We start from the raw sequence: 23,060 nt of genomic DNA, 5'->3' as shown, positions 1-23,060 counted from the left end.
TCCAAGATGCCTTCGATCCTGGCCAATCGCGCCGTCCTGGTCTGGGCGGTGCTGGTGGCGGCGACGCTGCTGTCGTTCGAGACGACCGTGCTGGGCAACTCCGGCGCGGTGATCCTCGTCGTGGCCTTCGCCAAAGTCCTGCTCGTCGGGCGCGAGTTCATGGAACTGCGCGATGCGCCGGCGCCGATGCTATGGGCCTTCCAGTCATGGGTCGTCGCGGTGTGCGGCGTCCTGCTGGCGCTGTTCTTCGCCTGAAACTCAGCCGCGCTTGCGGATCGACACCAGCACGTTCCACGAAACGCTGCGCTGCGGATCGGCGGCGACCCGCCACGCCAGTTCCTGCGTGAGCGCATCGAGCAGCGCGTCGCGGTCGCGGGCGGGGTCCAGCCCAGAGTCCAGCGCCGCGGCGAAGTTGGGACCGTTGGCGGCGCGCATCATCGCCGCCCATCGCGCCCCCAGCCGCGCGGCGTCGCCGGTCTCGCGGTATTCGTCCCAGAACGGATCGGGCGAGACGAAGCGCGACACGTGATCGAGCGCCAGTTCGGGCACCAGCCCCGCCGCGAACGGCGCCGCGATCTGCTCGGGCGAGCGGCCCGCCGAGGGCGCGGTCATCCGCCGCGTCTCCGCTTCGGTAAGCTGTCCCGCCGCGCGCAGGGCCAGGATCGCCTGCCAGAAATGGTCGGCCATCCATTCGAAGCCCTGCTGCTCCTCGCCGCGCCCCATGAACTGGCAGACCACGCGCCCGCCCGGCCGCAGCTCGCGGCTGCGCGCGCGCAGGAACCGCAGCCAGTCGTCCGCCAGCACCGCGTCCACCGCCGAGCGTGCCTGTGCGCAGGCGCTGAAGGTCGCCCAGGCATGATCGTCGACCTCGACCGGGCTGTGGCTCATCCAGTGCAGCGCGTTCGACGACCAGCCGAGGTCGACGCTCCCCGCCGGCAGCACCGCGTCGAAATACGAGCGTCCGACCGCGAGCGGATGGACCTCGCCCCGCCCGCGAAGGTAGCTCGCCGGATCGTCGGCAAGCAGCGTGAACAGCGAGGCGAAATCATTGGACGGCAAGTCGGTGTGGACGACCTGCACCGGCCGGTCGGCGTCCCGCTCGCGCACCAGGTCGATCGCGCGGCCCATCGGCCCCATCGAGTTGCGCCCTTGCGAGGCCCCGTAGTCGGCGATGGTCACGAGGCCGGCGCTGTCCTGCCCCACGGCCGCCGCCGCGTGCTCCCACAAGGGCAGCGCCGATTGCAGGTTGGCCAGTTGCAGGCGCGAATGGCGGTTGTACTGCCCACCGCCCGCCATCGCGGCGATGGTGGCGCTATTCATAGAAGGTGTCCGCGATGCGCTGGGTGTAAGCGGCGCTCTTGTCCGCCGAGAGGCCGTAGTGCGGGATGACCGGCGTGATCGCATCGGCATGCTCGGCGCGCCTGGCCACCCGCGCGCGCACTTCATCGACGGTGCCGACGACGGCGATGCTTTCCACCATGGCGTCGGGGCAGGCGGCCGCCATCGCCGCGTGATCGCCCTTCGCGAACGCATCCTGTATCGCCGCCGCCTCGCGGCCGAAGCCGATCTCCTGGAAATAGCGCAAGTATTGGGGCGACTGGCTGTAATAGGCCACCGTCGCGCGGCAATCCTCGATCGCCTCGCGCCGGTCAGACGCGATCGCGGTGAAGATCGACAGGTTGAGCGTGAAGTCGCCGCGCGCGCGGCCGCCGCGATCGAGCCCGGCCTTCACGTTCGCGATCACCTCGCGCGCGATCCAGGCATCGTTCCACAGCGGATGGCCCAGCAACCCGTCGGCGATCTCCGCCGCCTGCGCACAGGCCTTCTGAAACACCGCGGGCAATACGATCGGAATGGCGAACCGCACCGGCGGATGCAGCAGCCGGAAATGCGACAGGTCTAGCGTGTGATACTCGCCCTCCAACCGTTCCAGCTCGCCGGTGTGGCCGCGCGCCACGATCGCGCGGATCATGCCGAGGATCTCGCGCATGTGGCTGAGCGGCTTGCCGTAGGGACTGCCGAACGAACCCTCGATCTGGCTCTGCGCGCTCGATCCCAGCCCCAGCACCACGCGGCCCTGGCTGATGAGATCGAGGTCGATCGCGCTGCACGCGGTCTCCAGCGGACTGCGCACGAAGGCTAGCGCGATGCCCGTGCCCAGCTTGATGCTGCGCGTGGCCGGCGCGACGGCGGCGAGCGTGGAGAACGGCGCGCCGAACATTTGCGGCGCCCACACCCCGTCGACCCCCGCCGCCTCGTAGGACTGCGCCAGCGCGACCAGCGCGTCCCCCGGCATCGGCACTAGTTGCGCCCACACGGCCTTGGTCCTGCTCATTGGCTGTTCCTTTCCTGTCGCGCCCGGGGCGACATTTCTGCAGTCAGATCGTGCCGCCAGCGATCACGGGCCGAAGCGGTACCGCAACGACACTGCGTACTGGCGAAGCGCACCATAGATGGCCGCATCGAACCCCAGCGCCGCAGCTGACACCGAACCGATCGCGGCATAGGCCTTGTCGAACAAGTTCGTGGCGTAGACGGACAGGTCGAACGGACGCCCCGCCAACCCGCGCCATTCGATCCTGGGGTTGACGATGCCATAGGCGGGCAGCGCGGTGTTGACGTACTTCAGCGAACTGGAATGGTAATAGTCCGCATTGGCGGCAAGATCGCCTAGGTCCCCCAGCGGCAGACCGTACTGCATGCCCAATGTGTAGGTGGTCTTGGCAACCAGATCGAACGGGATCTCCCGTGCGCTGAGATAGGGCTGTAGCGCTGCGGGTGCATCGAGCGACCGGGTCTTGGTGTTCGCCAGCGCAAAACTGGTCCAAAAGCCCACGTCGTTGCCGGTGCCGGTGGTGCCGTAGAGCTTGCTCTTCAGGTAGAACCCTCCCAGCAGCCAGTCGACCTTGTCGTCCAGCAGGCTGCCCCTTGAGCTGCACTTCCTCGGTATATTGCTCTACATGGCTGATCGCGCCGGCATTCAGCAGCGGGAAGCTCAGTCCAGGCGCCAGGGTGCTGTCCAGTCGGGGAACGCCATCTGTATTGAAGTTGTATTCCACGTAAGTCTTGCGGTACCCGAAGATAGCGACCAGTTCGATGTCACCCAAGGTTATGTCGGTGCGGTTGGTCAGCCCCCAGCGCCGCGTCCGGTTCATGGTTGGCTCGACGTCGCTGTCCACCACGCGGGGACCACCCGCCTTCTGGGCGGCCAAGGCTGCCTGCGCGGATTCCTTTATGCCCAGCAGGTCGAGCAAGCTCGGCGCATCGTTGACGTTGAGTAGGATCGCACCATCGCCAGTATAATAGTTGCGATACCAGTCGAAGATGGTGAGATTGCGGATCGAATCCGTCGGTTCGGCCAGCACCGAGACGCGGAAGGCGGGGGAATTGACGTCATCCAGATCGCCGCCCAGTCCGATGTTGCGCGTATACCCGTCGCGCTTGTCGTGGCGGCCCGCGAAGCGAACGGAAAGGCGATCCGTGACCATCGGCAGCGTGAAGGCGCCTTCGAGCTGCTTGTGGTCGAAGTTGCCGTAGTCGGCCTGGAGATAGCCTTCCCATTCGTATCCGGGCGCCGCCGGATAGTAGAGTACCGCACCGCCCGTCGTGTTGCGGCCGAACAGCGTGCCCTGCGGCCCTTTCAGCACTTGGACGGAGGCCATGTCGTAAGTCCACACCCCGCTGCCGAATGTGGACTGCGGCACATCGGCGAGATAGCTGACGACGGCGAGCGCGTTCGAGCCGCCCAGCGCTTTGGTCTGGACCCGGATCTGGAACACCGAGTTTTCCCTGCCTCCCGATCCGGACAAGTAGACGCCCGGCGTCTTGAACATGAGGTCCGACGTACTCTGGATATTGGCCAAACGCAGCACCTCTTCGTTGAACGCGGCGACCGACACCGGCGTCGCCTGGATATTCTCCCATGCGCGCCGGGCGGTCACGACGATATCGTCGTTTCGCACTTCCCTGGCGGCGGCGTTGGTGGTCTCGTTCGCCCGCGTCAGGGCATTGGGCGATACTCCCGCCATCAACATGGCCAGACAAAGCAGAAGCGCGCGATCACGCAAGGCGCAGATATGACGGGCTCTTTGGCTCATGAAGCTGTTCCTCCTCCAGAACTGCGGTGGCAGGCGCTGGCGGTCCCGTCCTTACCTGCTGTACGCCTTGAGGATGGCACGATAGGGACTGCAATGCCCTCTCTCCAGACAGGGTCACCCTCGCTACGAGGGGGGCACGCCCTGCCGTTGGACGGGTGCCCGAGCCCGGGCAACCAGCCACGCAGCGATACACTGGCACGATGGTGTTGAACCGGGTGCCAGCCGTGAACGAAACCAATTGCGGGAGAACGAAGGATGAAGCGTCTGGACGGCAAGGTTGCGATAGTGACGGGTGGTGGCGGCGGCATCGGATCGGCGGTGGCGCGCCGGATGGTTTCGGAAGGCGCCCGTGTCGTCATTGCCGACTTGTTCGAGGATTCGGCGCTGCGGGCCGCAGAACCGCTCGGGGAGGCGGCGCTGGCCGTGCAGTTCGACGCGGCCAATCCGCAATCGGTCAGTGCCCTCGTCGATCGCGTGGTCGACCATTTCGGCCGCCTCGACGTCCTGCACAACAATGCGGCGATGACCGATCCCGCCAAGAGCGCCCAGGACACCACCGCGCCCGACATTCCAATCGGCATCTGGCGCGAAATCCTGGACGTGAACCTCACCGGCTACCTGCTGGGTTGCAAGTACGCCATCCCGCGCATGATCGAGACGGGCGGCGGCTCGATCATCAACACCGCGTCCAATTCGGGCAGCGCTGGCGACCTCGCCCGCATCGCCTACGGCTCGTCCAAGGCGGCCATCATCGGCCTCACCCGCTACGTGGCGACGCAGCACGGACGCCAGAACATCCGCTGCAACAGCATCGCGCCCGGCGTGGTACTGACCGAGGCGCTGGAGAAGACGGTGCCGGGGCTGAAGGAAATGATCCAGCGCCATATACTGACGCCGGAATTCGGCACCCCGGACGACATAGCGGCGCTGGTCGCCTTCCTGGCGTCGGACGAATCCCGCTACATCACCGGCGAGAACATCTCGATTTCCGGCGGCGGCCTCGTGCACCAGCCCCACTATGCCGACCTGCTGGCGTTCATGGAATCCGGCGACTAACCGCGCGCCGGACGGCCGCTATCAGTTCGCCGTCCGGTGGAAGTACCGGATCGTCAGTTTGCCGTCGTCGACCCGGTAGGTTTCCAGGCTTGGCAGGATTGTAACGCCTTCCTCGGTCTGGAGATGATTGGCGACATATGCTGCCCCTTCGGAACCGTTGACGATCACCTCGACCGCTTCGGTGGTGCATTTTCCGCCATATTGGCGCCACATCGCCTCTATCGCCGCAGGCCCATCCACCGCGGGAGAACCGACGTATTCGATGCTGAAGCCATTTGGCCCCATCGTGCGGAAAAGCGTGTTGAGTTCCTCATAGCTACCCTCGTTCCACAAGCGGTAGGTGTCGCGGATCGCCTGATCCAGATCGAGCGTTTCCGATGCCGTCATCGTCTTGTCTCCTCTCGCCGCGCGTCATTTCACGCGCGGGAAACGTGGCGCGCGCCCCCCTGGGCGCACCTGTCGGTAGTCAGGGCCCTGTTTCGGTAAATCGGGGGCGGCGAAGGCGTCCCGCAAGGTTGCGGCATAGCTCGCTCGCTAAGCGCTCGATGGTCGTTTCCTCGGGAGGTTCAATGAAATTGTCTACTTCGCTGCTGCCTGGCCTTTGCCTTGTCCGCGGTGCAGACCACGGGCGCGAAGCTGGCGCCCGAAACCGCCGAGGCCCACGCGTCGACGGTCATCAAGTACGAGAAGATAACCCTAGCCAGCGGGCTGCGCGTGTTCGCCAGCCAGGACAAGACCATCCCCCTTCGTCCACGTCGGCATCTGGTATCATGTCGGCTCGCGTGACGAGCGGCCCGGAACGGACCGGCTTCGCCCACTTGTTCGAGCACCTGCTGTTCAATGGTTCCTAGTAACCTGGAACCGAAATAAGCCGCATTGTATAAGCCCTGCATTGACAGGAGACATGCGATGGTCGGTCGTCAAGCAGATGTTATCAAGTTGAGCGCTGCAAATCGGACATTCCTTGAATCGCAAGTGCGGCGTCGTAAGGTTCCTCGCTCATTATCAGACCTTTGCGGGATGGTGTTGCTGTGTGAGGACGGACTGCAGAGCAAGGAAGTAGCCGAACGGCTTGGAGTTCACGAACACACGGTTGGCAAATGGCCCCGTCGTTTTGCGCAACCCGGGATTGAAGGGTTGACCGACGAATATCGGGCGGGCCGGCCGCGGACGGTGAGCGACGCGCAAGTGGCGCATGTGATCGAGCGAACGCTGAATACCACACCCAAGGCCGGCACGCATTGGTCGATCCGTTCGATGGCGGCCGAGGCTGGGCTGTCGCATACCACGATCTGCGGAATTTGAGGTGCCTTCGGTCTACAGCCCCACCGATCAGAGACCTTCAAGCTGTCGAGCAATCCCCTGTTCGTCGACAAGGTACAGGATATCGTGGGCTTTTACCTATCGCCTCCGAATCGTGCGGTGGTGCTGTGTGTGGACGAGAAATCGCAGATTCAAACCCTTGACCGTGAGCGACCCGTCCTGCCCATGGCGCCCGGCGTCCCCGCGCTGCGCACTCATACCTATGTTCGCAACGGAATGACATCGCTGTTCGCCGCGCTCGACATCGCCACCGGCACCGTGATCGTAAAATGCTACAAGCGGCATCGTGCGACCGAGTTCCTCGACTTTCTCAAGCAGATTGATGCGGCGATGTCTGATGGCCCCGATGTGCATCTCGTGATGGACAACTATGCAACCCACAAGACACCTCGGATCAAAGCCTGGCTGGCACGTCGTCCGCATTGGCATGTGCAATTCACGCCGACGTCGGCATCGTGGATCAATCAGGTCGAGCGCTGGTTCGCCAAGCCGACACGCAAGCAATTGCAGCGTGGTTTCTACAAATCAACGGCCGAACTTGAGGCCGATATCGCTACCTTCATCGCCGCTCACAACGAAAGCCCAAAACCCTACAAGTGGGTCAAATCCGCAGACGACATGGTCGCGTCCGTCAATGTGGTGTAAAATCGGGTGTGGCCACTGGGCTGCATTTTCAGGCGGCCTTGGGTGTAATCTGTAGCGGCTGTGCCTCCTCGATCATTGGTGTGGCAAGGGCGGCCATGCCCTCGATCTGCATGTAGCGGTGCTGGAGCTGGTATTCGTCATTCTGCTCGAGCAGGACGGCGCCGACGAGGCGGATGATGCTGTCCTCGTTCGGGAAGATGCCGACCACATCGGCGCGGCGCTTCACTTCCTTGTTCAGGCGTTCCAGCGGATTGGTGCTGTGGAGCTTGACCCGGTGCTGCTCGGGGAAGGTCATGTAGGCGAGCACGTCGTGCTCGGCATCGTCCATGCAAGCGCCGAGCTTTGGCCAGCGGGCGCGCAACTGATCAGCGACCTGCCGCCAGACCTGCGTCGCAGCGGCATGGTCGGGCTGAAGGAAGACCTGACGGATTGCAGCGGCAACGACGGTATTCTGGCCCTTGGGCACATAGGCCAGGGCGTTGCGCATGAAGTGGACGCGGGGGCTGTTGAAAAAGCCATGCCGATGTGATTCACTTCGAAAAATCGACAGTGGGAGGCGTCAATGCTTGGGGAGCGGCGGCCTGAACAGTACGAGTTCTTCGCTGGCAGTCTTCGGGATCTAATCCCGGATGATCACGTCCTGGCCAAGGTGTCGCGGGTGCTCGACCTTTCGTGGCTAGCGGATGACGTCGCCGATCTCTATTGTGCCGACAACGGCCGCCCCGGCATAGCGCCGGAAACCGCAGTCCGGCTCATGCTCGCCGGGTTCCTCTTGGGCATCGTGCACGACCGCAAGCTGATGCGTGATGCGGCGGTTAACGTGGCGATCCGCTGGTTCTGTGGCTTCAGCATTACCGAACGGCTGCCTGATCACTCGAGCTTGACCCGCATCCGGCAACGTTGGGGCGAACAGCGCTTTCGTCGTATTTTTGAGCGCACGGTCGAGGCATGCGTCACAGCCAAGATCGCCAAGGGAGAGGTTGTCCATATCGACGCTTCGTTGATCCGCGCTGACGTCAGCTGGGAAGCTCTCGCGACCCGCTGGGTTGACAAGGTTGGCGCGGAAAACCCGGCCGAAGAAGCCGAACGCAACACCAAGAAAACCGGAAAATACAAGAAGATCTGCACGACCGATCCCGAGGCCACAATGGCGACTTCCGGGCGCAATCAGCGACTTGAACCCGCATATAAGCAACACACCGCGGTGTGCGATGAGGCTGGGGTGATCATCGACGTCGAAATCACTACCGGCGAAATCAACGAAGGCAACGAGCTCATCTCGACGGTCGATCGGATCGAGGCAACAATCGGGACCCATATCAAAATAGTCACGGCCGATGCCGGATACGCCTATGCCAAGGTCTACGGCCAGCTGGAACGTCGCGATACGAGCGCCGTCATACCACCTAAGCGGGAACCAATCCGTTCGCCCGTCCCAATGCGTCGGTTCCGCTATGATGCGAAGCACGACATCCTGAAATGCCCTCGTGGCAAAAAGCTCAAAGCGGGCCGCAGGATCAAACACGGCCGCTTCTTCACTTCGCGAGCGAAGGACTGCCGACGCTGCAATCTTGCACGCCTGTGCTTATCGGGTGGGCGCACCAACAAAGCGGTGGTCCTCGGCGACGATTATCCGGCGCTGCTGCGAGCCCGACGCCGACGTGAACAATGGAGCGAACGGGATAAAGCACTCTACACCCGCCACCGATGGCGGGTCGAAGGCATCCACGCGGAGGCAAAGATCCAGCATGGACTTGCACGCGCGGTTCGCCGTGGTCTCAGCAATATGAAGATCCAAGCCTACCTTACCGCAGCAGCAATCAACCTGAAGCGGCTAGCCGCATTCATAGCTGCTTTGCTCTGTCGTCTGGTCGCCGATATCCTGAATGGGCCCGGTCGCGGACCAAACAACTGCAGCTACACCGTGGTCGTTTGATCAAAGACGGTCTTATTCAACAGCCCCACGCGGCAGCGCTGCCAGGTCGCGCCCATGACGCGGGTAATCGCCGCCTTGAGCCCCTCGTGGGCATCGGAGATGACCAGCTTCACGCCGGTCAGGCCGCGCCGGACGAGGTCCTTGAGGAAGCTCGACCAGAACGGCTCGGCTTCGGAAGGACCGATGTGCAGGCCGACGATCTCGCGCTTGCCCTCGGTGTTGACGGCCACAGCGATTATCGCGGCGACACTGACGATCCGCCCGCCCTCGCGCACCTTGAGATAGGTAGCATCGAGCCAGAGGTAGGGCCAGTCGCCGGCGAGCGGCCGCTTGAGGAAGGCGTGGACCCGCTCGTCGATGTCCTTGCACAGCTTGGATACCGAGGACTTGGAGATGCCAGTCATGCCCATCGCCTGCACCAGTTCATCGACGCGCCGGGTGCTGACGCCGGCGATCCATGCTTCCTGGATCACCGCGACCAGCGCCTTCTCGACGGTCTTCCTTGGCTCCAGAAAGCCGGGAAAGTAGGCGCCGGTCCGCAGTTTGGGGATCTTGAGATTGAGCGTGCCGAGCCGGGTGTCGAGACTGCGGTCGCGGTAGCCATTGCGCCAGGTCGTGCGATCGCCGGAACGCTCGTGCCGGCCGGCGCCGACCAAGCCATCGACGTCGGCCTCCATGATGATCTGTAATACGTTCTCGGCGATCGTGCGCAGGAAATCTCCATCTCCGGTCTTCGCCATCAGCTCGGCAAGCGGTAATCTATCGTCGGTCATCGGGATCAACTCCTCGGTGGGCGTGTGAAGTGTGGTAACTCCACCTTACCGATGAGCCCGGTGGCCACCGAGATCGAATTCGCATGGGTGGGGCATGCCCCACCCATGCGATCGCCTCAATCTACACCGGAAATTACACCACGAGCGCGGACGCTAACGACGACATCCTCGCTTCCGTCAAACGCTTCTGCCAGAAAGCAACGAACCGAACTTCGGATTCAGGTGACTAGCGTCACGACAGCGATTTCTTCGGCCCGATCGAACAGATGGGTGCGCTGGATTGGAACGGCAGCCCCCACCTCGACCGGATTAATTTCTACGAGACGGTGCCGCTGAGCGGACTGGACCGCACGGTCTGGCTGGATCGGACCGCATGGGGCACAGCCTCATCGCACTTGTGCAGGCCAAGCTGAACGAGCAGTAGCTGAGCGAGAACCAGCCCTATTCACGCGCCGTCCGGCTGCTGAACGAGAGGCTGTTTCCCGCCGGCCACCCCTATCAGCAAAGCACGATCGGTTCGATGGGAGACCTCAACGCGGCTTCGGTTGATGACGTGCAGCAGTGGTTCCGCACCTAGTACGCACCCAACAATGCGGTGGTCGTACTGGTCGGCGATATCGACGTCGCCACCGCGCGCGCCAAGATGGTGCAGTATTTCGGCGTATTCCCGCAGCTCCGACCCCACCCTGTCCAACGGCCTGAAGGTGGGTGAGCAACCACGCCGCGCCAACCGTGGGCATCAACATGCTGTTCGATGCCGGGATGCTGGCCGATGTAGGAAGACCGCGTGCCGCGCGAACTGCTGCCGCTCATCCGGGTGGTCAACAGGGCGCTGGCACGCGTCGACGATGCGATGACCCGCCAGAAGACGTTCACCGGCGCGGCGGCGTACGAATTGCGCCCCGCCCCAACCAGTTGGCGATCCTGACCGGCGGGCTGGCCCAGTTGCACCAAGGCCAGTTGCGCCACGAGCTGGAGCACGACGCGGCCCGCATGTCGACAATCATCACCCAGCTTCTCAAGCTCAGCTCCTGGCGCGCGGCCGATCCCTTGCTGGACAAGGTGGAGCTGAACACACTCGTGCGCGACATCTGCATTGCCTATGCGCCAATGGCGCTCGATGCCGGAAAGTCGCTGGAGCTGGACGAGCAGGACCGGATTTGGGTCGAAGCCAATCCCGAAATCCTGCGCATCGCCATCTCCAAACTAGTCGAGAACGCTCTGATGCATACGTCGCTCGGCAGCAGCGTCGACCTTGCCGTGAGCACATCGGGCACGCTGGTGGTGTACAATCATGGCGCCAGCGTGCCGGACGAGAACTGGCCGGAGCTCTTCAAGCCGTTCTTCAAGGCTCCGCTGAACAAGCCGGGCGCGGGCTGGGCCTTGCCATCGTCGCGGAAGCCATGGCGGCCCAGGGGACATTGATCAGTTCCGGTGCGCCCAAGACAAGCGGTCCCGACACTTCTACCGTCGTGGGCCTGCGGTCCTTTTCGAACTGCCAGCGCAACAACGTGCGGCTCGAGATCTCTCGATCACGAAAACGCGGCCTTTACGCCGTGCTCAAGGACGACCCCTTCGCCTTGTCCGGCAAATTCCTGCGCCAGGTTCTTGGTGCGGTGCATCAGGCCCCGCGACCGCCTGCCCGGATGTGGCCGACAAGGGCGCGGTTTCCCCGAGGGACCCACCCCAGTACAGCGACTGAAGGTGCCCTTCCTCGTCCACGCCGACGTCGTATTCCGTCTCGCCTCCGATCAATCGGAAGACCCGCGTTGCCGGATTGTGTACGATCTCCGCCCAGGCATGGGCGGCCCACAGGGCAATATGAGCCAACCATAACGCCCCAAGGCCTGCTTTGCGTCTGATACCGCTCTCCCCTCACGAACGCCGGTTCGTTTGTCGGACTATATTAAGGCGTTCGACGTCCGGGTCACACCCGAATCCATCCTCCATTAAGCCCCGCCGCCGCCAGTACGGTCTGTGCAAGCTGTTCGCGATCCCGGGTATTGCGCATGACGGTCGGGGTGACGATTACGTTCAGGCCGGAGCGCTGCAGGGATGCCGCATCGGCGGCATCGGCGATATCGATCGCTAGATGGTCCAGGAGCGCGCCGTAATGACCGGCGATTGAGGCATTGCCCACCGGCTTGCCCAGTTCGCCCAGCAATTTGGCGAGCGGACCCTTGAGCGAGGTTCCCCCCACCAAGGGCGATACCGCGACAAGCGGCACCCGGCGTGCCGCGAGCGCTTCGCGCACGCCATCCACGGCCAGGATAGGATCGACGCTGAGGTACGGGTTCGAAGGGCACACGACGATCGCCCCCAGATCCTCGCGTGCCAGTGCGGCCATGAAGGCGGGCGACGGCGGGGTGCCCGGCGCTCCGGCGAACCGGACGCCGGTGGCGACCGGGCGGCACTGTTCGGCCACGAAGTAGCGCTGGAAGTCGAGCCATCCATCCGCCGTGCCCACTTGCGTGCGCAAGGGAGCATCGCTCATGGGGACGATGGCATGGGCGATGCCCAGGCTGCGGGTCAGCCGGGATGTGACCTGCGAAAGCGTCTCCCCTGCACGCAAGCGCCAAGACCGCGCGATGTGCATCGCCATATCGCGATCGCCGAGGTTGAACCAATCCGCCTCGCCAAGGTCGCGCAGCATGACCATGGCCTGCCAAGTCTCGTCCTTCACGCCCCAGCCCCGCTCCGTATCGTTGAGATCGGCAAGGGCGTAAGTCACCGAATCGATGTCCGGGCAGATCGTCAGGCCGAGATGCTCGAAATCATCGCCGTTGTTGACGACGATGGTGAGCTCCCCGGGCGACAGGATCGCCGCCAATCCCGCCGCCAGCTTGGCCCCGCCAACGCCGCCAGAAAGTGCCAGAACGTGCCTGCCTGTCATCGGAACATGTCCTGTTCCATCGCGCGCAGCCCGCTGGCCGCTCCGGGTCCATCCTCGTCGCAAGTCCAGCGCATGGCTCCGCGCACCAGCGCGACGGGCGTGCCCTCGTCGCCCTCGCCCATCGCCAGCACCGCCATCGCCGCAATCGAATCCGCTATGGCGATCACGGTCGCCTGCAAGGTGCGGCCATACAGGTCCACCGCCTTGCCGCGACGGTCTTCGAGAACCGTCAGTCCGGCGCACCCGATGGCGGTGCCGATAGTACCGATACGCCATGCTCGACCCATGGAATCAGCGATGATCACTGCAACCCGCGAGCCTGTGGCTGCATTCAGTTGCGCGCGGATCGCGCGTGCTGAGGCATCGGGGTCCACCGGCCAAAGAAGTACCACTCCAGTATCGCCGCCTTCGACATTGCTGGCATCTATCCCAGCATTGGCCAGGACGTGGCCGGTGTGGTGCCGGGCGATGATCGCTGCGGGGTGCGGGCGCAAGATCTCGGCGCTTTCGTTCAAGATCGCCTGCGCCATGGCCGGGTCGCGTCCGGTGCGCGCGGCAAGGTCTTGCGCGTCCCGGCCCGGCACCGTGGCGGCAAGCTCGACCGTTCGCCCTTCGCTTTTGGAGACGATTTTCTGCGCGATCACGCAGATATCGCCATCGCGCAAGGCTTGCCCGCCCTCGGCAAGTGCGGCGCAGATCGAAGTCGCCACCGACAGGCCCCGCGCGAACATGGGCAGGCCGGCGATCGGGTGGACGCTCAGATCGCCGATGGCATTCGTATCGTCGGAACGGCTCACACATTTCTCCTGCAACCGCCTGTGCGCCATGACTTGTCTTTTACGCGAAGTCGATAGCCAGTGCGCGGACGGTCGCCCAGGCAGACCTGCCTCCCGGCAGGTGCCCATGCGTGGGCAAGGCCTACTTTTTCCAACGGGAGAGTCCTCTGTGGTTGCCGCCCGTGAGGCAAGAAGTTTCTGATCCGGTGAGCAGGTGATCGAGCGCGGTCTTCTGTCAGGCCTTTGCTTGCGGCGATTTCCAGAAGCCGCTGGCCGGTATGGTGATCCGCAGAACAGGTCCAAATCTGATTAACGAGTTCGCGGCTCGGGACTCTCAACTGGTTTTCCTGCTCCAGATCTGTTCGATCATTTTGCCCATTCGGGTCGTCGCCTTCTCACTCCCTCTTTCCGGTTCGGGCCTTGCGCTACCTTTCGATCAGGCGGCGATTGCCGTTGCCGGGGCTCGATAGTCTTCCTGCTTCGCGAACATCGTCCACATCGTGTGCGCCATCTTGTTGGCCAATGCGATTGCCACCAACATCCGCGGCTTGCGCGCGAGCATGCGGGCCAGCCATGAGGTGTCGGGGATCGATTTTCGTCCCATCCAATATAATCGCGACATGGCGCCCATGATAAGCAATTGGCGGATGTCGCTCTGCCCGGCCTTGGAGACGCGGCCGAGCCGTTCCTTGCCACCGCTTGAATGCTGTTTCGGGACGAGGCCCAGCCAGGCGGCAAAGTCTCTGCCGCATTCGAAGCTCTCCATCGCAGCACGATGGGCTGACACAGGTTGCCGCAACAAATGCAGGCCTTCCACCATTGAGGGTGTCGAAGGAGACACCATCATGCTTGGCAGACTTATCGTAAGCGCGCATTTCGTAGCACGCTGCTTCCGGAGGCAGTGCGGCCATCACAGTTGACGCTGGACGAGACAGGCCACCGCGGCGACGTCGGCAGGTCAGGCGTGTTTTTCGAAGTTGAATGGCAGCAGGTCGTCGATATCGGCGTCGAGAGGTCGCTGGGGCAGTTCAGTGAGAACATGGCGTAGCCACGCGAGAGGCTCGACGCCGCAGGCGCGGCAAGTCAGCATCAGGCTATAGGTGACGGCGCTCGCCCGTGCGCCGTCCACGGTGTCGCAGAAGAGCCAGGATTTTCGTCCCGTTGCTATCACATGTTCATTCTGCCCATGTCGGGCAGATGGTAGAGTTTCATTACCGTTGGCATCCATATCACGGCGGCCGTTTTCGGTATGAAGGCCGCGAGGATCGGGCCAGTGGTGCGATTGTCCGGGTAGAGATCAGGCCGGGCGAGATCATTCAGGTTTCGGAGTGGATGCTGGATAGGGCGTTTTGCGCTGGTATGGCGATGGGCGAACCGCGGATTGCGGTGACTGGCCTCGTGGAGCTTCATAGACTGCTTACCGATCGCGGTTTCAGGCAGACTTCGTCGGATGGTCTCACCCCCATCCAGGAGGCGCCCTGTGAAGGCATTACCACCACCCTCGACGTTACCGATGCTGGCCCGTCAGTTGAGCATGCCGCTCGATATGCCGCAGATTCGGGGCCTGACCGACGCGGAACGCAGCACGGTCGTCGCCAAGTTGGCGACCCTCCTAATGGCGGCGGCCGGCGTCGCGGCGAAGGAGCCGAGCGATGACGGGCAATAATCTCATTCCGGCCACGGTGCTTAATCGCAAAGCTGTCGTCTACGTTCGGCAGTCCACCCCGGGCCAGGTCCAGAACAACCTGGAGAGCCAGCGGCGTCAATATGAACTTGTCGATGTTGCGCGCCGCTGGGGGTTCCGTGATGTCGAAGTGATCGACGATGACCTCGGCCGTACCGCCAGTGGCGCTGCCGACCGCCCTGGTTTCGAACGACTGGTGAGCGGCCTCTGCACAGGTATGGTCGGCGCGGTGCTGTACCTGGATGCATCGCGCCTGTCCCGTAATGGTCGAGACTGGCATCACCTCCTGGAACTGTGCGGCCTGGTGGAAGCGCGCGTGATCGATCTCGATGGCGTGTATGATCCTTGTCGACCGAATGATCGCTTGTTGTTGGGCATGAAGGGCAGCATCAGCGAGTTTGAGCTCGGCATTTTGCGAACGCGCATGCTCGACGCGGCGCGCGCCAAAGCACGACGGGGGGAACTGCGCCTCAGTGTTCCGATCGGCTATATCTGGCACCGCGATTATGGTCTGGGGCTTGATCCTGACCTTCGGGTGCAGGAGGCTATCCGCCTTATCTTTTCGCGCTTCCGCGAGCTTGGTAGCGCCCGCCAGGTGCTGATTTCGCTCACCGCGGACAATTTCCATTTCCCCCGTCCTTCTGACGGGCGCAAAAGAGTGTCCTTCGATTGGGTGCCGCTTCGCTATCGGAGCGTCATTTCGATCCTGAAGAACCCGTTCTACGCTGGGGCATACGCCTATGGCAAAAGTGAGAAGCGGACAGAGATTGTCGATGGCAGGGCTCGCAAAAGCTACGGCCACGGCAAGCCTTTTGGAACGTGGGAAGTGCTGCTCCGGGATCATCATGAAGGCTACATTGATTGGAGCGAGTTTGAGAGGAACCAGAGCCTTATTGCCGTTAATACCTTTGCAAAGAAGGGCGGCATCAAATCTGGTCGTGGCGGCCAGGCTTTGCTTGCTGGTCTGCTCACCTGTGGCCGATGTGGAAGGCGGTTGTCTGTTTCCTATAGAGGGCGGCCAAGCCATCCCTATTATCAATGCAAAAGTATCAACCAAATGCTGGCCAAACCCCGATGCATGACTTTTGGCGCGTCTCGGATCGACCCTGCTATTGGCAAAGAAATATTGAGCGCCGTAACGCCAATGGCAATCGAGTCCGCAATGGAAGCTGACCGGGTACATCGGGATAATCTGGAAGAGCGACATCGCATGATGGAGCTGGACTTGCAGCAAGCGCGATACGAGGCGTCTCTTGCTGAACGCCGCTATGCTGCTTGCGACCCTGACAACCGCCTGATCGCTGCTCAACTTGAGAAGAGTTGGGAATCCGCGCTCAGGCGCGTGGAAACCTGTGAAGCTGCTTTGACGCAGGCAAGACAAATCGACACGGGCATCCCAACCCCCGATTTCGCCGGCATTGCCACTGACTTGGAGGCTGCTTGGAGCGCACCAAACGTCGATACGCGGTGTCGCCAGCAACTCCTGCGCACTCTCGTGACTGATATCGTTGCCGATGTTGACGAAGAGCAACGTGAAGTCATTTTGACGATCCACTGGAAAGGTGGTCAACACTCTCAGCTGCGTATTCGCAAACCGAACCCTGGCGAACATGGCCAGAAAACGCCGGAGGCTGCCCTCGCTGTAATGCGGTCCATGGCCACCCGATGGTCCGACGCCGACATTGCCGCTACTCTGAACCGGATGGGAATGCAGACCGGGCAAGGAAAAACGTGGACCGCACGCCGTGTCAGTGCACTGCGCACGGTCCATAAAATCCACGGATACCGATCTGCTGAGAAGAATGGGGAGTGGCTCACACTGACCGAAGCCGCGAAAAAGCTTGGGGTTACGGCCCATCGCGTCCGTCGACTGATCAAGGAGGGCGTGCTCCCTACCGAACAAGTTGTACCGGATGCGCCGCACCAAATCCGAGCCGCAGACCTGGAAAAGGACGAGGTGACCCAGTTTCCGCGTTACAGAGGCCCGTGTCGCATTAAAATGGAAAACCAAAAGTCCCTGTTTCCGGACGTTTGAAGAGGAGGTGCATAATGAACCAGTCGTTGCAAAAACCCTGATGTCGCGTTCGAGAAGATTGTTGTCGATCGGCATCCTGCCGTCTTCGACGTAGCGCGTCAGGTATTCCCACTGGTTGAGGGTGTAGGAGACCGCATCGCCAAGCTTGGTGTCGGGCACAACCTTGGGCGCGATGGCATCGAGCCATGCCTTGAGGGCATCCAAGACCGGGACGCTATGTTTCTGGCGGAAGCGGCGCATGTAGCTGGCCTGCGTTTCCCCCTCATCGGGTATTTCGTCCCGCGCCTGCCTTTCGATCCGGTAGAGCTGGTCGAAGAACTTGAGCGCCTGTGCGGGCGGCCCGCCTTGTTTCTTCCTCGCCTTGAGGGCGTCGGCAAAGCGCCGTCTGGCGTGGGCCATGCAGCCCAGATGCGTGGCGCCTTTCAATGTGCGCCAGGCCGTATAGCCGTCACTCATCAGGATGCCGCGATAGTCGCCGAGGAAGGCCTGCGGATGTTCCTGCCGGCGACCGGGTTGATAGTCGAACAGCACGATCGGCTGTTCGCTGTCCTCGCTGCTGCGGTAGGCCCACATATACGAGGTGCTGGTAGGAGCCTTGCCCTCTTCCTTCAGCACCTGAACCGTAGTCTCGTCGCCATGAATGACCTCCTGGGACCGGAGCCGCAGCTTCAGGGCGTCAAAGATGCGATGCAAGTGCCTCTCGCTCGAAGCGATCACCCAACGGCCCAGAGCACCACGGCTGACAGGTACCCCTGCGCGCTCGAAGGTTTGCGCCAAACGATACAGCGGTGTGCCATCGACGTATTTATGAACAAGGGCAAAGGCCAGCGTCGAGGCCGTGGCAATGCTGCCCGGCAAGGGCTGTGCGGGCATCGGCGCAATGACGATCGGCGTGGCGATCCCGGTGCGGTCGCAATTGCGGCATGCATATTTGGCGCGGGCATTCTGAAGGGCCGTGGCCTTCACCTCGATGTGAAGCTGCTCGGTTACCACTTCCCCCATGCAATGCATCCGTTCGCTGCAGCACGGGCAGACCTTCTGGTCGTCGGCGAGGTCATATTCGACGCGCTGGCGCGGCAGGTCGGCAGGAAGTGGCTTGCGCCCGCGCTTCTTCCCTTCTGGCTTTCTCGCCTCCGGCAATCCCGTGTCGGGAAGATCGGCGGCGGCCGACTCATCGACGTCGTCGTGTCCATCGTCGGTATCGTCCTCAAGGGAGGCCTGCTCGGCTTCATTGAAGACACGATCCAGGTGCTTTTCGCTGCGCGGCGCAAAGCGGTGCAACCGCGCCAGCGCCAGTTCCTCCTCAAGCTTAAGGATGCGCCGGGCAAGGGAGTCTCTCTCGGCCGCCAATGCCTCGACTTCAGCGGCTTTCGTCGCCAGAAGCGCCATCAATTCCGCAATAGTGGGGATGCCGCCTCGATCCATCGCAGTCTTGAATCGAAAGCCCGTTCCCGCGTCAACGGCCTTCAACCGACAAACTGATATTGCCGCACCGGATGAGGGGCCATCGCGTCAATATCGATCCCGTCGAGCAGCCATCGCAATTGCTCCGCGGTGAGCGCAACCACCGTTTCCGCTCGTTTGGGCCATCGGAACTTGTCCTCCGTCAACGCCTTGAGCACCAACACAAAGCCCGACCGGTCAAAGAACAGCAGCTTCATCCGGGTCCGGCGCCGGTTGCAAAAGGCAAACGCCGCGCGCTCGAACGGATTGAGGCCCATCGACTGCTCGACCAGGATCGCAAGGCTGTTGATCCCACAGCGAAAGTCGATCGGATCCCGGTGGAGATAGACGCGCAGATCTTCAGCGAGCCGGAACATGGCAATGCCCCAGCGCATCGATCATCACCACCAGCAACTGCGCGTCACACCCCTCCAGCGTCAGCGATACGCCATTTGGCATCGACGCCTGCAGCCGCACTGACGGTACTAATCCCGCAGACCGGACCCCGATCCCACCAGTGTGTCGCTCCGCAGGCGCCGGAGACGTCTCCACCCGGATAAACGCCGACGGATCCGGCAACTGCCCCGTGCTCCGCTGCCCGTTCGCACTCTGGCGCTCCTGATACTTCCTGACCCATTTGCGCAGTTGGTTGGCGTTGACACCATGCTCCAGCGCAAGCCTCGCCACCGATATGCCAGGCTCGAGGCACGCCTCGACCAACCGTACCTTCCCCGCACGACCATAATAGCGCCGGCCGTCACTCGTCACCCTTACAACCTCGAGCCCATAGGAGCCCACCGGTGCCATCTCCATGTGTCCACCTCTTCCTTGGTGGACACATCCTTCACACCGCGTCACTCAACCGAACAGGTGCGCGGAATTTCGCGCTTACGACTTATCGGCGCAATCGCGGGCAACAAGGCGGCCGAACACGTCCGCGGCGTCAATGGCACGGCGGGCACGCTACTCGGGTTCGCCGCCCCGACCGTGCTGCGCCGCATGGGCCCGCTCGGCCTGGTCGCGGCTGTTGCCGGTGGCTACGCCTACAAGAAGTATGTAGACCGCCAGGACGCGCAGAAGTCGCGCTCGCAGCGGCCGAGCGGCTTCGCCGAACCGACGCGTACGCAGGCCTGACGGGCAACCGCTGATGCCGGTGCAACGCACCCGGCATCGGCGCGCGCCCTAGATGGGTCAGCCAAGTTTGCGCATCAACCGCCCTGCCGCGCCGTGTTCGGCTGCCAGATTGCGGTTGTAGAGGAGCGGCATGCGCGGCGACTTCCACCGCAGCGCATCCATGATCCCTGCGAGGTCCTCGCCCGCCACGAACAGGTCCTGATTGAGCCCGACCCGGGTCGAATGCCCGCTGATGCGGGCCAGCCAGTATTCGAGATCGTCGCGGGTCAGATCCGGGAGCGCGCCGTTCTGGAAGGCGCGCCGAACGATAGCCCGCCAGATCGGGCCGATCGAGCCGGGATGCAAAGCCCCCTCCCCCACGCTGTACTCGGTGCGCGCCGGGACGGCGGGTTTCGGCAGTGACTTGCGCCAGTGATACGCTTCGCGCCCCGATAGGGTCGCCAAGTCTCGGCCGGGTATGCGAGCCTTCGCCTTGTAGCGGCGCACGAAGACCCGCCGGAACACCGCGCCCTCGCTGATCTCGGCCGCAACCTGCCAAGCTTTCACCACACGCACGGTGCGCGGCGACAGGAAGGCGGTGGCCCCCACCCCTTCACTGTCGCCTTTGCTGCGCACAATGGAGAGCAGCCCCGCATCCGGATCGGTGACCGGCAGGATGTGCGCCACCTCGACCGCGACCAGTTCGCTGGCCCGCAGACCGGTATCATAGGCGAGACTGAGCATGGCCCGATCGCGCAAGCCGACAGGGTCCTCACCGCAACTCTCGAGCAAAGCCCGGAGGTTGAGCCCGCGGGCGGGATCGCGCTCGATGTCCGAGACAGCCCCCTTGAAGCGCAGCGGCGCCGCCTGGCGTTGGGCGATGCCCTTCTCCCTGCGGATAGCCGCGAGGGTCAACTTAACCAGCGGCGCGATGGTCGGGTCGGCAAGTCCGAGCAGTTGATGCAGCCGCGCGATCGAGGCTTTGTAGCGCGTCAGTGATGCCGGCTTGCCCCCCTGCCCTGCCCGGGCCTTCAGATACTCGGCAACATCTTCGGGTTGTGCCGGGATGGTAATGCGCCGGTGCTGGCGGCACCATAGATCGAATGCGCTCAGATCCGAGCGGAGCGCCGCCAGCGTATGTTCGGACGCTGCCGCCTGGAAGGCGTCAAGCAATGCGGCATCGATGACGACGCGCTCTACCGTGCGTAGCGAGGTGATCAGCAGGATCAATGCATGATTCAAGGGCACTTCGGTCGGGGGCGCGAGATTTGGCGATGTCGTGTCCACCTTTTTGGGGGCGTCACATAAAACGGGCACAGATATACGCTAAGCCTTTTGGGGCACGGTAGCGCCGATCTTTTGGCGCAGCGGCCGTAGCGTGCCGGTCGTTAAGTCATGATCCGTCCAAAGGTAATCGCCGGTCAGATTGATGTGTTGCCAGCCCAGCGGTGACAGATGTTGGAGAAATTCGGCCGGGATCTCCTTTCCTTGCTGCTCCATATGGCGAAGCACCGCCTCGAGGTAGGTCGTGTTCCAGAGGACAATGGCTCCAGCCACCAGATTGAGCGCGGACGCTCGGTGTCCTTGAGCCTGTAGCCCATGGTCGCGTATCCGGCCGGTGCGGTGAAAGAAGATCGCGCGCTTGAGGGCGTTCTGCGCCTCGCCCTTGTTCAGTTCGCGCGTAGCACGGCGCCGTTCTTCCGGCTTTTCGATCCAGTCTAGGGTGAAAAGCGTCCGTTCAACCCGGCCTATCTCGCGTAGCGCCAGCGCCAGGCCGTTGGCGCGCGGATATGAACCAAGGCGCTCGAGCATGGTGGAGGCACTCGTGACTCCGGTCCGGATAGATGTTGCGAGGCGGACGATGTCTTCCCAGTGGCTAGCGATGAGCTGTTCATCAATGGCTTGCGCGGCCATCGGGGCTATGGTCGGCCCTGGCCGCGCATCGCGGAACAAGTGGCCCGTTGAGCCTTTCAGCGACGCTTGCATTGCCCTGTGCTTTTGCCACGGACGCGGCGGTGCGACCCGAAGCGTCCATGATATGAGGGTCCGCGCCCGCTTTCAGCAGCATCTCGACCTGTGCGGTCCGACCGAACTCGGCGAGGGCGATTTCGTCATCGTCACTGCTGCCTCCAGCAGCGTCGGCCTTGCTGCCTTCCAGATTGCGCGGATGGTCGGCGCGACGGTAATCGCGACGACGCGTACCGGCGCCAAGCGCCAGGCCCTGATCGATGCCGGTGCACATCATGTCGTCGCGACCGGAGAAGAGGATCTGGTAGCGAGGGTGATGGAGATAACCGATGGTCAGGGTGCGCGCGTGGTGCTCGATCCGGTCGGAGGCCCGTCGTTCGAGCCGCTGACCGAGAGCATGGCACGCGGCGGCATCCTGCTCGAATATGGCGCGCTCAGCGGCGAACCGACGCCGTTCCCGTTGTTCTCCGTGCTGGGCAAGAGCCTCACGCTCAAGGGGTATCTCTACAGCGAGATCGTCTCGGACGATGCCGCCCTCGATCGCGCCAAGGCGTTCATCGTGGCGGGTCTGGAATCGGGCGCGCTCAAGCCGCGGATCGCGCGCACTTTCCCGCTCGACGCCATCCAGGACGCTCACCGCTTCCTCGAATCGAACGACCAGATCGGCAAGGTCGTCGTTACGGTCTGACCGGCATACCGGGGGGAGTGAGCGATCGCTCCCCCCTTCCCCGACAGAGGATCGGCCCCTCGGCGCCCATGCCAAGGCTGCTCGTGGCGCAGGCTTGAGAGCATGACCGGAACCTCGCCCGATTAGAAAAACGCCCGGCTCGGTGCAGGATTGAAACTCCCCCCCTGTATAGTATGATGGAGTGATTTCTCGGGAAAACGCGATGCCACATTCATCAGAGGACAAGAAGCGAGCCATCACACGCTTGCGGCGTATCAAGGGTCAGGCGGACGCTCTGGAACGCGCGATCGAAGCGGGGGCCGATTGCGCTCCCCTGCTGCAGCAAATTGTCGCCATGCGTGGTGCAACAAATGGACTGATGGCAGAAGTGATGCAGAGTCATCTCAGGGAAACATTCGGTGCGGGCGCAGATCGGGCCGTCGGAGGCACAGGTGGCGATCACGATGACGGCGTGGAGGGCGTAATGAAGATTCTGCGTACTTATCTTAAATGACAATTTCAGGCTCATTTTCTTGCCCGTATTCTCCCGCACTTAGAAGCCAGCCCCTACTGCCTTCTCTGGTTCGAGATCCTCGTTAGGACACCTCTTGTATACTGCTAGGGAGTATGATTAGGATACTCCCTGCCAGT

General features: G+C 62.8%; 19 protein-coding genes and 9 pseudogenes. 12 read left to right on the top strand and 16 right to left on the bottom strand.

What is annotated here, in order from left to right; translation table 11 throughout:
- Positions 1–6 precede the first annotated feature (6 nt).
- The gene (locus BES08_RS26450) at positions 7–255 is read left to right on the top strand and encodes a cytochrome C oxidase subunit IV family protein (RefSeq protein WP_069709801.1); all 249 of its coding nucleotides are present in this window, start codon (positions 7–9) and stop codon (positions 253–255) included.
- 3 nt (positions 256–258) lie between these two features.
- Here the strand turns inward: BES08_RS26450 and BES08_RS26445 are convergent, their stop codons facing one another.
- The 3 genes from BES08_RS26445 to BES08_RS34645 are packed head-to-tail and all read right to left on the bottom strand — an operon-like array spanning position 259 to position 4,097.
- Positions 259–1,320, bottom strand: coding sequence for a class I SAM-dependent methyltransferase (locus BES08_RS26445; RefSeq protein WP_069709800.1), 1,062 nt, complete (start codon positions 1,318–1,320; stop codon positions 259–261).
- Positions 1,313–2,335, bottom strand: a complete 1,023-nt coding sequence (locus BES08_RS26440) for an LLM class flavin-dependent oxidoreductase (protein WP_069709799.1) — start codon at positions 2,333–2,335, stop codon at positions 1,313–1,315. Before BES08_RS26440 ends, BES08_RS26445 begins: the two co-directional genes overlap by 8 nt.
- Positions 2,336–2,378: 43 nt before the next feature.
- Positions 2,379–4,097, bottom strand: a complete 1,719-nt coding sequence (locus BES08_RS34645; RefSeq protein WP_156799989.1) for a TonB-dependent receptor plug domain-containing protein — start codon at positions 4,095–4,097, stop codon at positions 2,379–2,381.
- A 255-nt stretch (positions 4,098–4,352) separates the two neighbouring features.
- Here BES08_RS34645 and BES08_RS26420 point away from each other — a divergent pair, with 255 nt between their 5' ends.
- On the top strand, positions 4,353–5,153 hold the full coding sequence (locus tag BES08_RS26420; RefSeq protein WP_069709795.1) for an SDR family NAD(P)-dependent oxidoreductase: 801 nt from the start codon (positions 4,353–4,355) through the stop codon (positions 5,151–5,153).
- Between the two features lie 21 nt (positions 5,154–5,174).
- Here the strand turns inward: BES08_RS26420 and BES08_RS26415 are convergent, their stop codons facing one another.
- On the bottom strand, positions 5,175–5,540 hold the full coding sequence (locus BES08_RS26415) for a nuclear transport factor 2 family protein (protein ID WP_069709794.1): 366 nt from the start codon (positions 5,538–5,540) through the stop codon (positions 5,175–5,177).
- A 219-nt stretch (positions 5,541–5,759) separates the two neighbouring features.
- Between BES08_RS26415 and BES08_RS33220 the strand changes: the two genes are divergently transcribed.
- Together BES08_RS33220 and BES08_RS32210 are read left to right on the top strand one after the other, a co-directional pair.
- Complete coding sequence (locus tag BES08_RS33220; protein WP_156799988.1) at positions 5,760–5,939, top strand: hypothetical protein; 180 nt, start codon at positions 5,760–5,762, stop codon at positions 5,937–5,939.
- A gap of 123 nt (positions 5,940–6,062) precedes the next feature.
- Positions 6,063–7,121, top strand: a pseudogene (locus BES08_RS32210) (IS630 family transposase).
- 28 nt (positions 7,122–7,149) lie between these two features.
- Here BES08_RS32210 and BES08_RS26400 read toward each other — a convergent pair.
- Positions 7,150–7,620, bottom strand: a pseudogene (locus tag BES08_RS26400) (transposase); the annotation flags it as partial.
- 63 nt (positions 7,621–7,683) lie between these two features.
- On the opposite strand from BES08_RS26400, the gene BES08_RS26395 reads away from it, so the two are divergent.
- Positions 7,684–9,057, top strand: a complete 1,374-nt coding sequence (locus tag BES08_RS26395) for a transposase (protein WP_231958457.1) — start codon at positions 7,684–7,686, stop codon at positions 9,055–9,057.
- Positions 9,058–9,062: 5 nt separating this feature from the next.
- Here BES08_RS26395 and BES08_RS26390 read toward each other — a convergent pair.
- Positions 9,063–9,830: pseudogene (locus BES08_RS26390) on the bottom strand (IS256 family transposase); the annotation flags it as partial.
- Positions 9,831–10,419: 589 nt separating this feature from the next.
- Between BES08_RS26390 and BES08_RS34795 the strand changes: the two are divergent.
- Together BES08_RS34795 and BES08_RS26380 are read left to right on the top strand one after the other, a co-directional pair.
- A pseudogene (locus tag BES08_RS34795) lies at positions 10,420–10,542 on the top strand (hypothetical protein); the annotation flags it as partial.
- Between the two features lie 32 nt (positions 10,543–10,574).
- Positions 10,575–11,255, top strand: coding sequence for a sensor histidine kinase (locus BES08_RS26380; protein ID WP_197524540.1), 681 nt, complete (start codon positions 10,575–10,577; stop codon positions 11,253–11,255).
- A gap of 502 nt (positions 11,256–11,757) precedes the next feature.
- On the opposite strand, the gene cofD is transcribed toward BES08_RS26380, so the two are convergent.
- From cofD to BES08_RS33775, 5 genes and pseudogenes are all read right to left on the bottom strand, one after another.
- Complete coding sequence (cofD, locus tag BES08_RS26375; protein ID WP_069709789.1) at positions 11,758–12,723, bottom strand: 2-phospho-L-lactate transferase; 966 nt, start codon at positions 12,721–12,723, stop codon at positions 11,758–11,760.
- Positions 12,720–13,520, bottom strand: coding sequence for a coenzyme F420-0:L-glutamate ligase (gene cofE / locus BES08_RS26370; protein WP_231958455.1), 801 nt, complete (start codon positions 13,518–13,520; stop codon positions 12,720–12,722). Before cofE ends, cofD begins: the two co-directional genes overlap by 4 nt.
- 415 nt (positions 13,521–13,935) lie before the next feature.
- Positions 13,936–14,265 (bottom strand): annotated as a pseudogene (locus BES08_RS26365) (transposase); the annotation flags it as partial.
- A gap of 192 nt (positions 14,266–14,457) precedes the next feature.
- Positions 14,458–14,751 (bottom strand): annotated as a pseudogene (locus tag BES08_RS32205) (transposase domain-containing protein); the annotation flags it as partial.
- Positions 14,667–14,909: a hypothetical protein gene (locus BES08_RS33775; RefSeq protein WP_036529683.1), complete on the bottom strand. Its 243-nt coding sequence runs from the start codon at positions 14,907–14,909 to the stop codon at positions 14,667–14,669. The gene BES08_RS33775 and the pseudogene BES08_RS32205, both read right to left, overlap by 85 nt.
- A gap of 103 nt (positions 14,910–15,012) precedes the next feature.
- On the opposite strand from BES08_RS33775, the gene BES08_RS33770 reads away from it, so the two are divergent.
- A complete protein-coding gene (locus BES08_RS33770) occupies positions 15,013–15,165 on the top strand; it encodes a hypothetical protein (RefSeq protein ID WP_197524514.1) in 153 nt (50 codons plus the stop codon).
- Positions 15,152–17,218, top strand: a complete 2,067-nt coding sequence (locus BES08_RS32200) for a recombinase family protein (protein ID WP_083274844.1) — start codon at positions 15,152–15,154, stop codon at positions 17,216–17,218. The genes BES08_RS33770 and BES08_RS32200 overlap by 14 nt, the downstream gene beginning before the upstream one ends.
- 24 nt (positions 17,219–17,242) lie before the next feature.
- Here the strand turns inward: BES08_RS32200 and tnpC are convergent.
- From tnpC to tnpA, 3 genes and pseudogenes are all read right to left on the bottom strand, one after another.
- Positions 17,243–18,643: pseudogene (tnpC, locus tag BES08_RS26355) on the bottom strand (IS66 family transposase); the annotation flags it as partial.
- 41 nt (positions 18,644–18,684) lie between these two features.
- Positions 18,685–19,038 (bottom strand): IS66 family insertion sequence element accessory protein TnpB, encoded by a 354-nt coding sequence (gene tnpB / locus BES08_RS26350; protein WP_069709788.1) that lies wholly within the window; start codon positions 19,036–19,038, stop codon positions 18,685–18,687.
- Entirely contained in the window at positions 19,022–19,474 is a 453-nt protein-coding gene (tnpA, locus tag BES08_RS26345) for an IS66-like element accessory protein TnpA (protein WP_069709787.1), read from the bottom strand. Before tnpA ends, tnpB begins: the two co-directional genes overlap by 17 nt.
- 57 nt (positions 19,475–19,531) lie before the next feature.
- Between tnpA and BES08_RS26340 the strand changes: the two genes are divergently transcribed.
- Positions 19,532–19,795, top strand: coding sequence for a hypothetical protein (locus BES08_RS26340; protein ID WP_231958454.1), 264 nt, complete (start codon positions 19,532–19,534; stop codon positions 19,793–19,795).
- A gap of 57 nt (positions 19,796–19,852) precedes the next feature.
- Here the strand turns inward: BES08_RS26340 and BES08_RS26335 are convergent, their stop codons facing one another.
- Positions 19,853–21,004: a site-specific integrase gene (locus BES08_RS26335; RefSeq protein WP_231958452.1), complete on the bottom strand. Its 1,152-nt coding sequence runs from the start codon at positions 21,002–21,004 to the stop codon at positions 19,853–19,855.
- Positions 21,005–21,100: 96 nt separating this feature from the next.
- A pseudogene (locus BES08_RS26330) lies at positions 21,101–21,730 on the bottom strand (Tn3 family transposase); the annotation flags it as partial.
- Positions 21,731–21,863: 133 nt separating this feature from the next.
- Between BES08_RS26330 and BES08_RS26325 the strand changes: the two are divergent.
- Positions 21,864–22,430, top strand: a pseudogene (locus BES08_RS26325) (zinc-binding dehydrogenase); the annotation flags it as partial.
- 202 nt (positions 22,431–22,632) lie between these two features.
- Positions 22,633–22,923, top strand: coding sequence for a metal/formaldehyde-sensitive transcriptional repressor (locus BES08_RS32195; RefSeq protein WP_083274841.1), 291 nt, complete (start codon positions 22,633–22,635; stop codon positions 22,921–22,923).
- Positions 22,924–23,060 lie beyond the last annotated feature (137 nt).

It is taken from the genome of Novosphingobium resinovorum (assembly GCF_001742225.1).
GTDB classification, from domain to species: Bacteria; Pseudomonadota; Alphaproteobacteria; order Sphingomonadales; family Sphingomonadaceae; genus Novosphingobium; species Novosphingobium resinovorum_A.
Note: the sequence above shows the minus strand (reverse complement) of the source record. Positions and strands in the feature narration are given on the sequence as shown.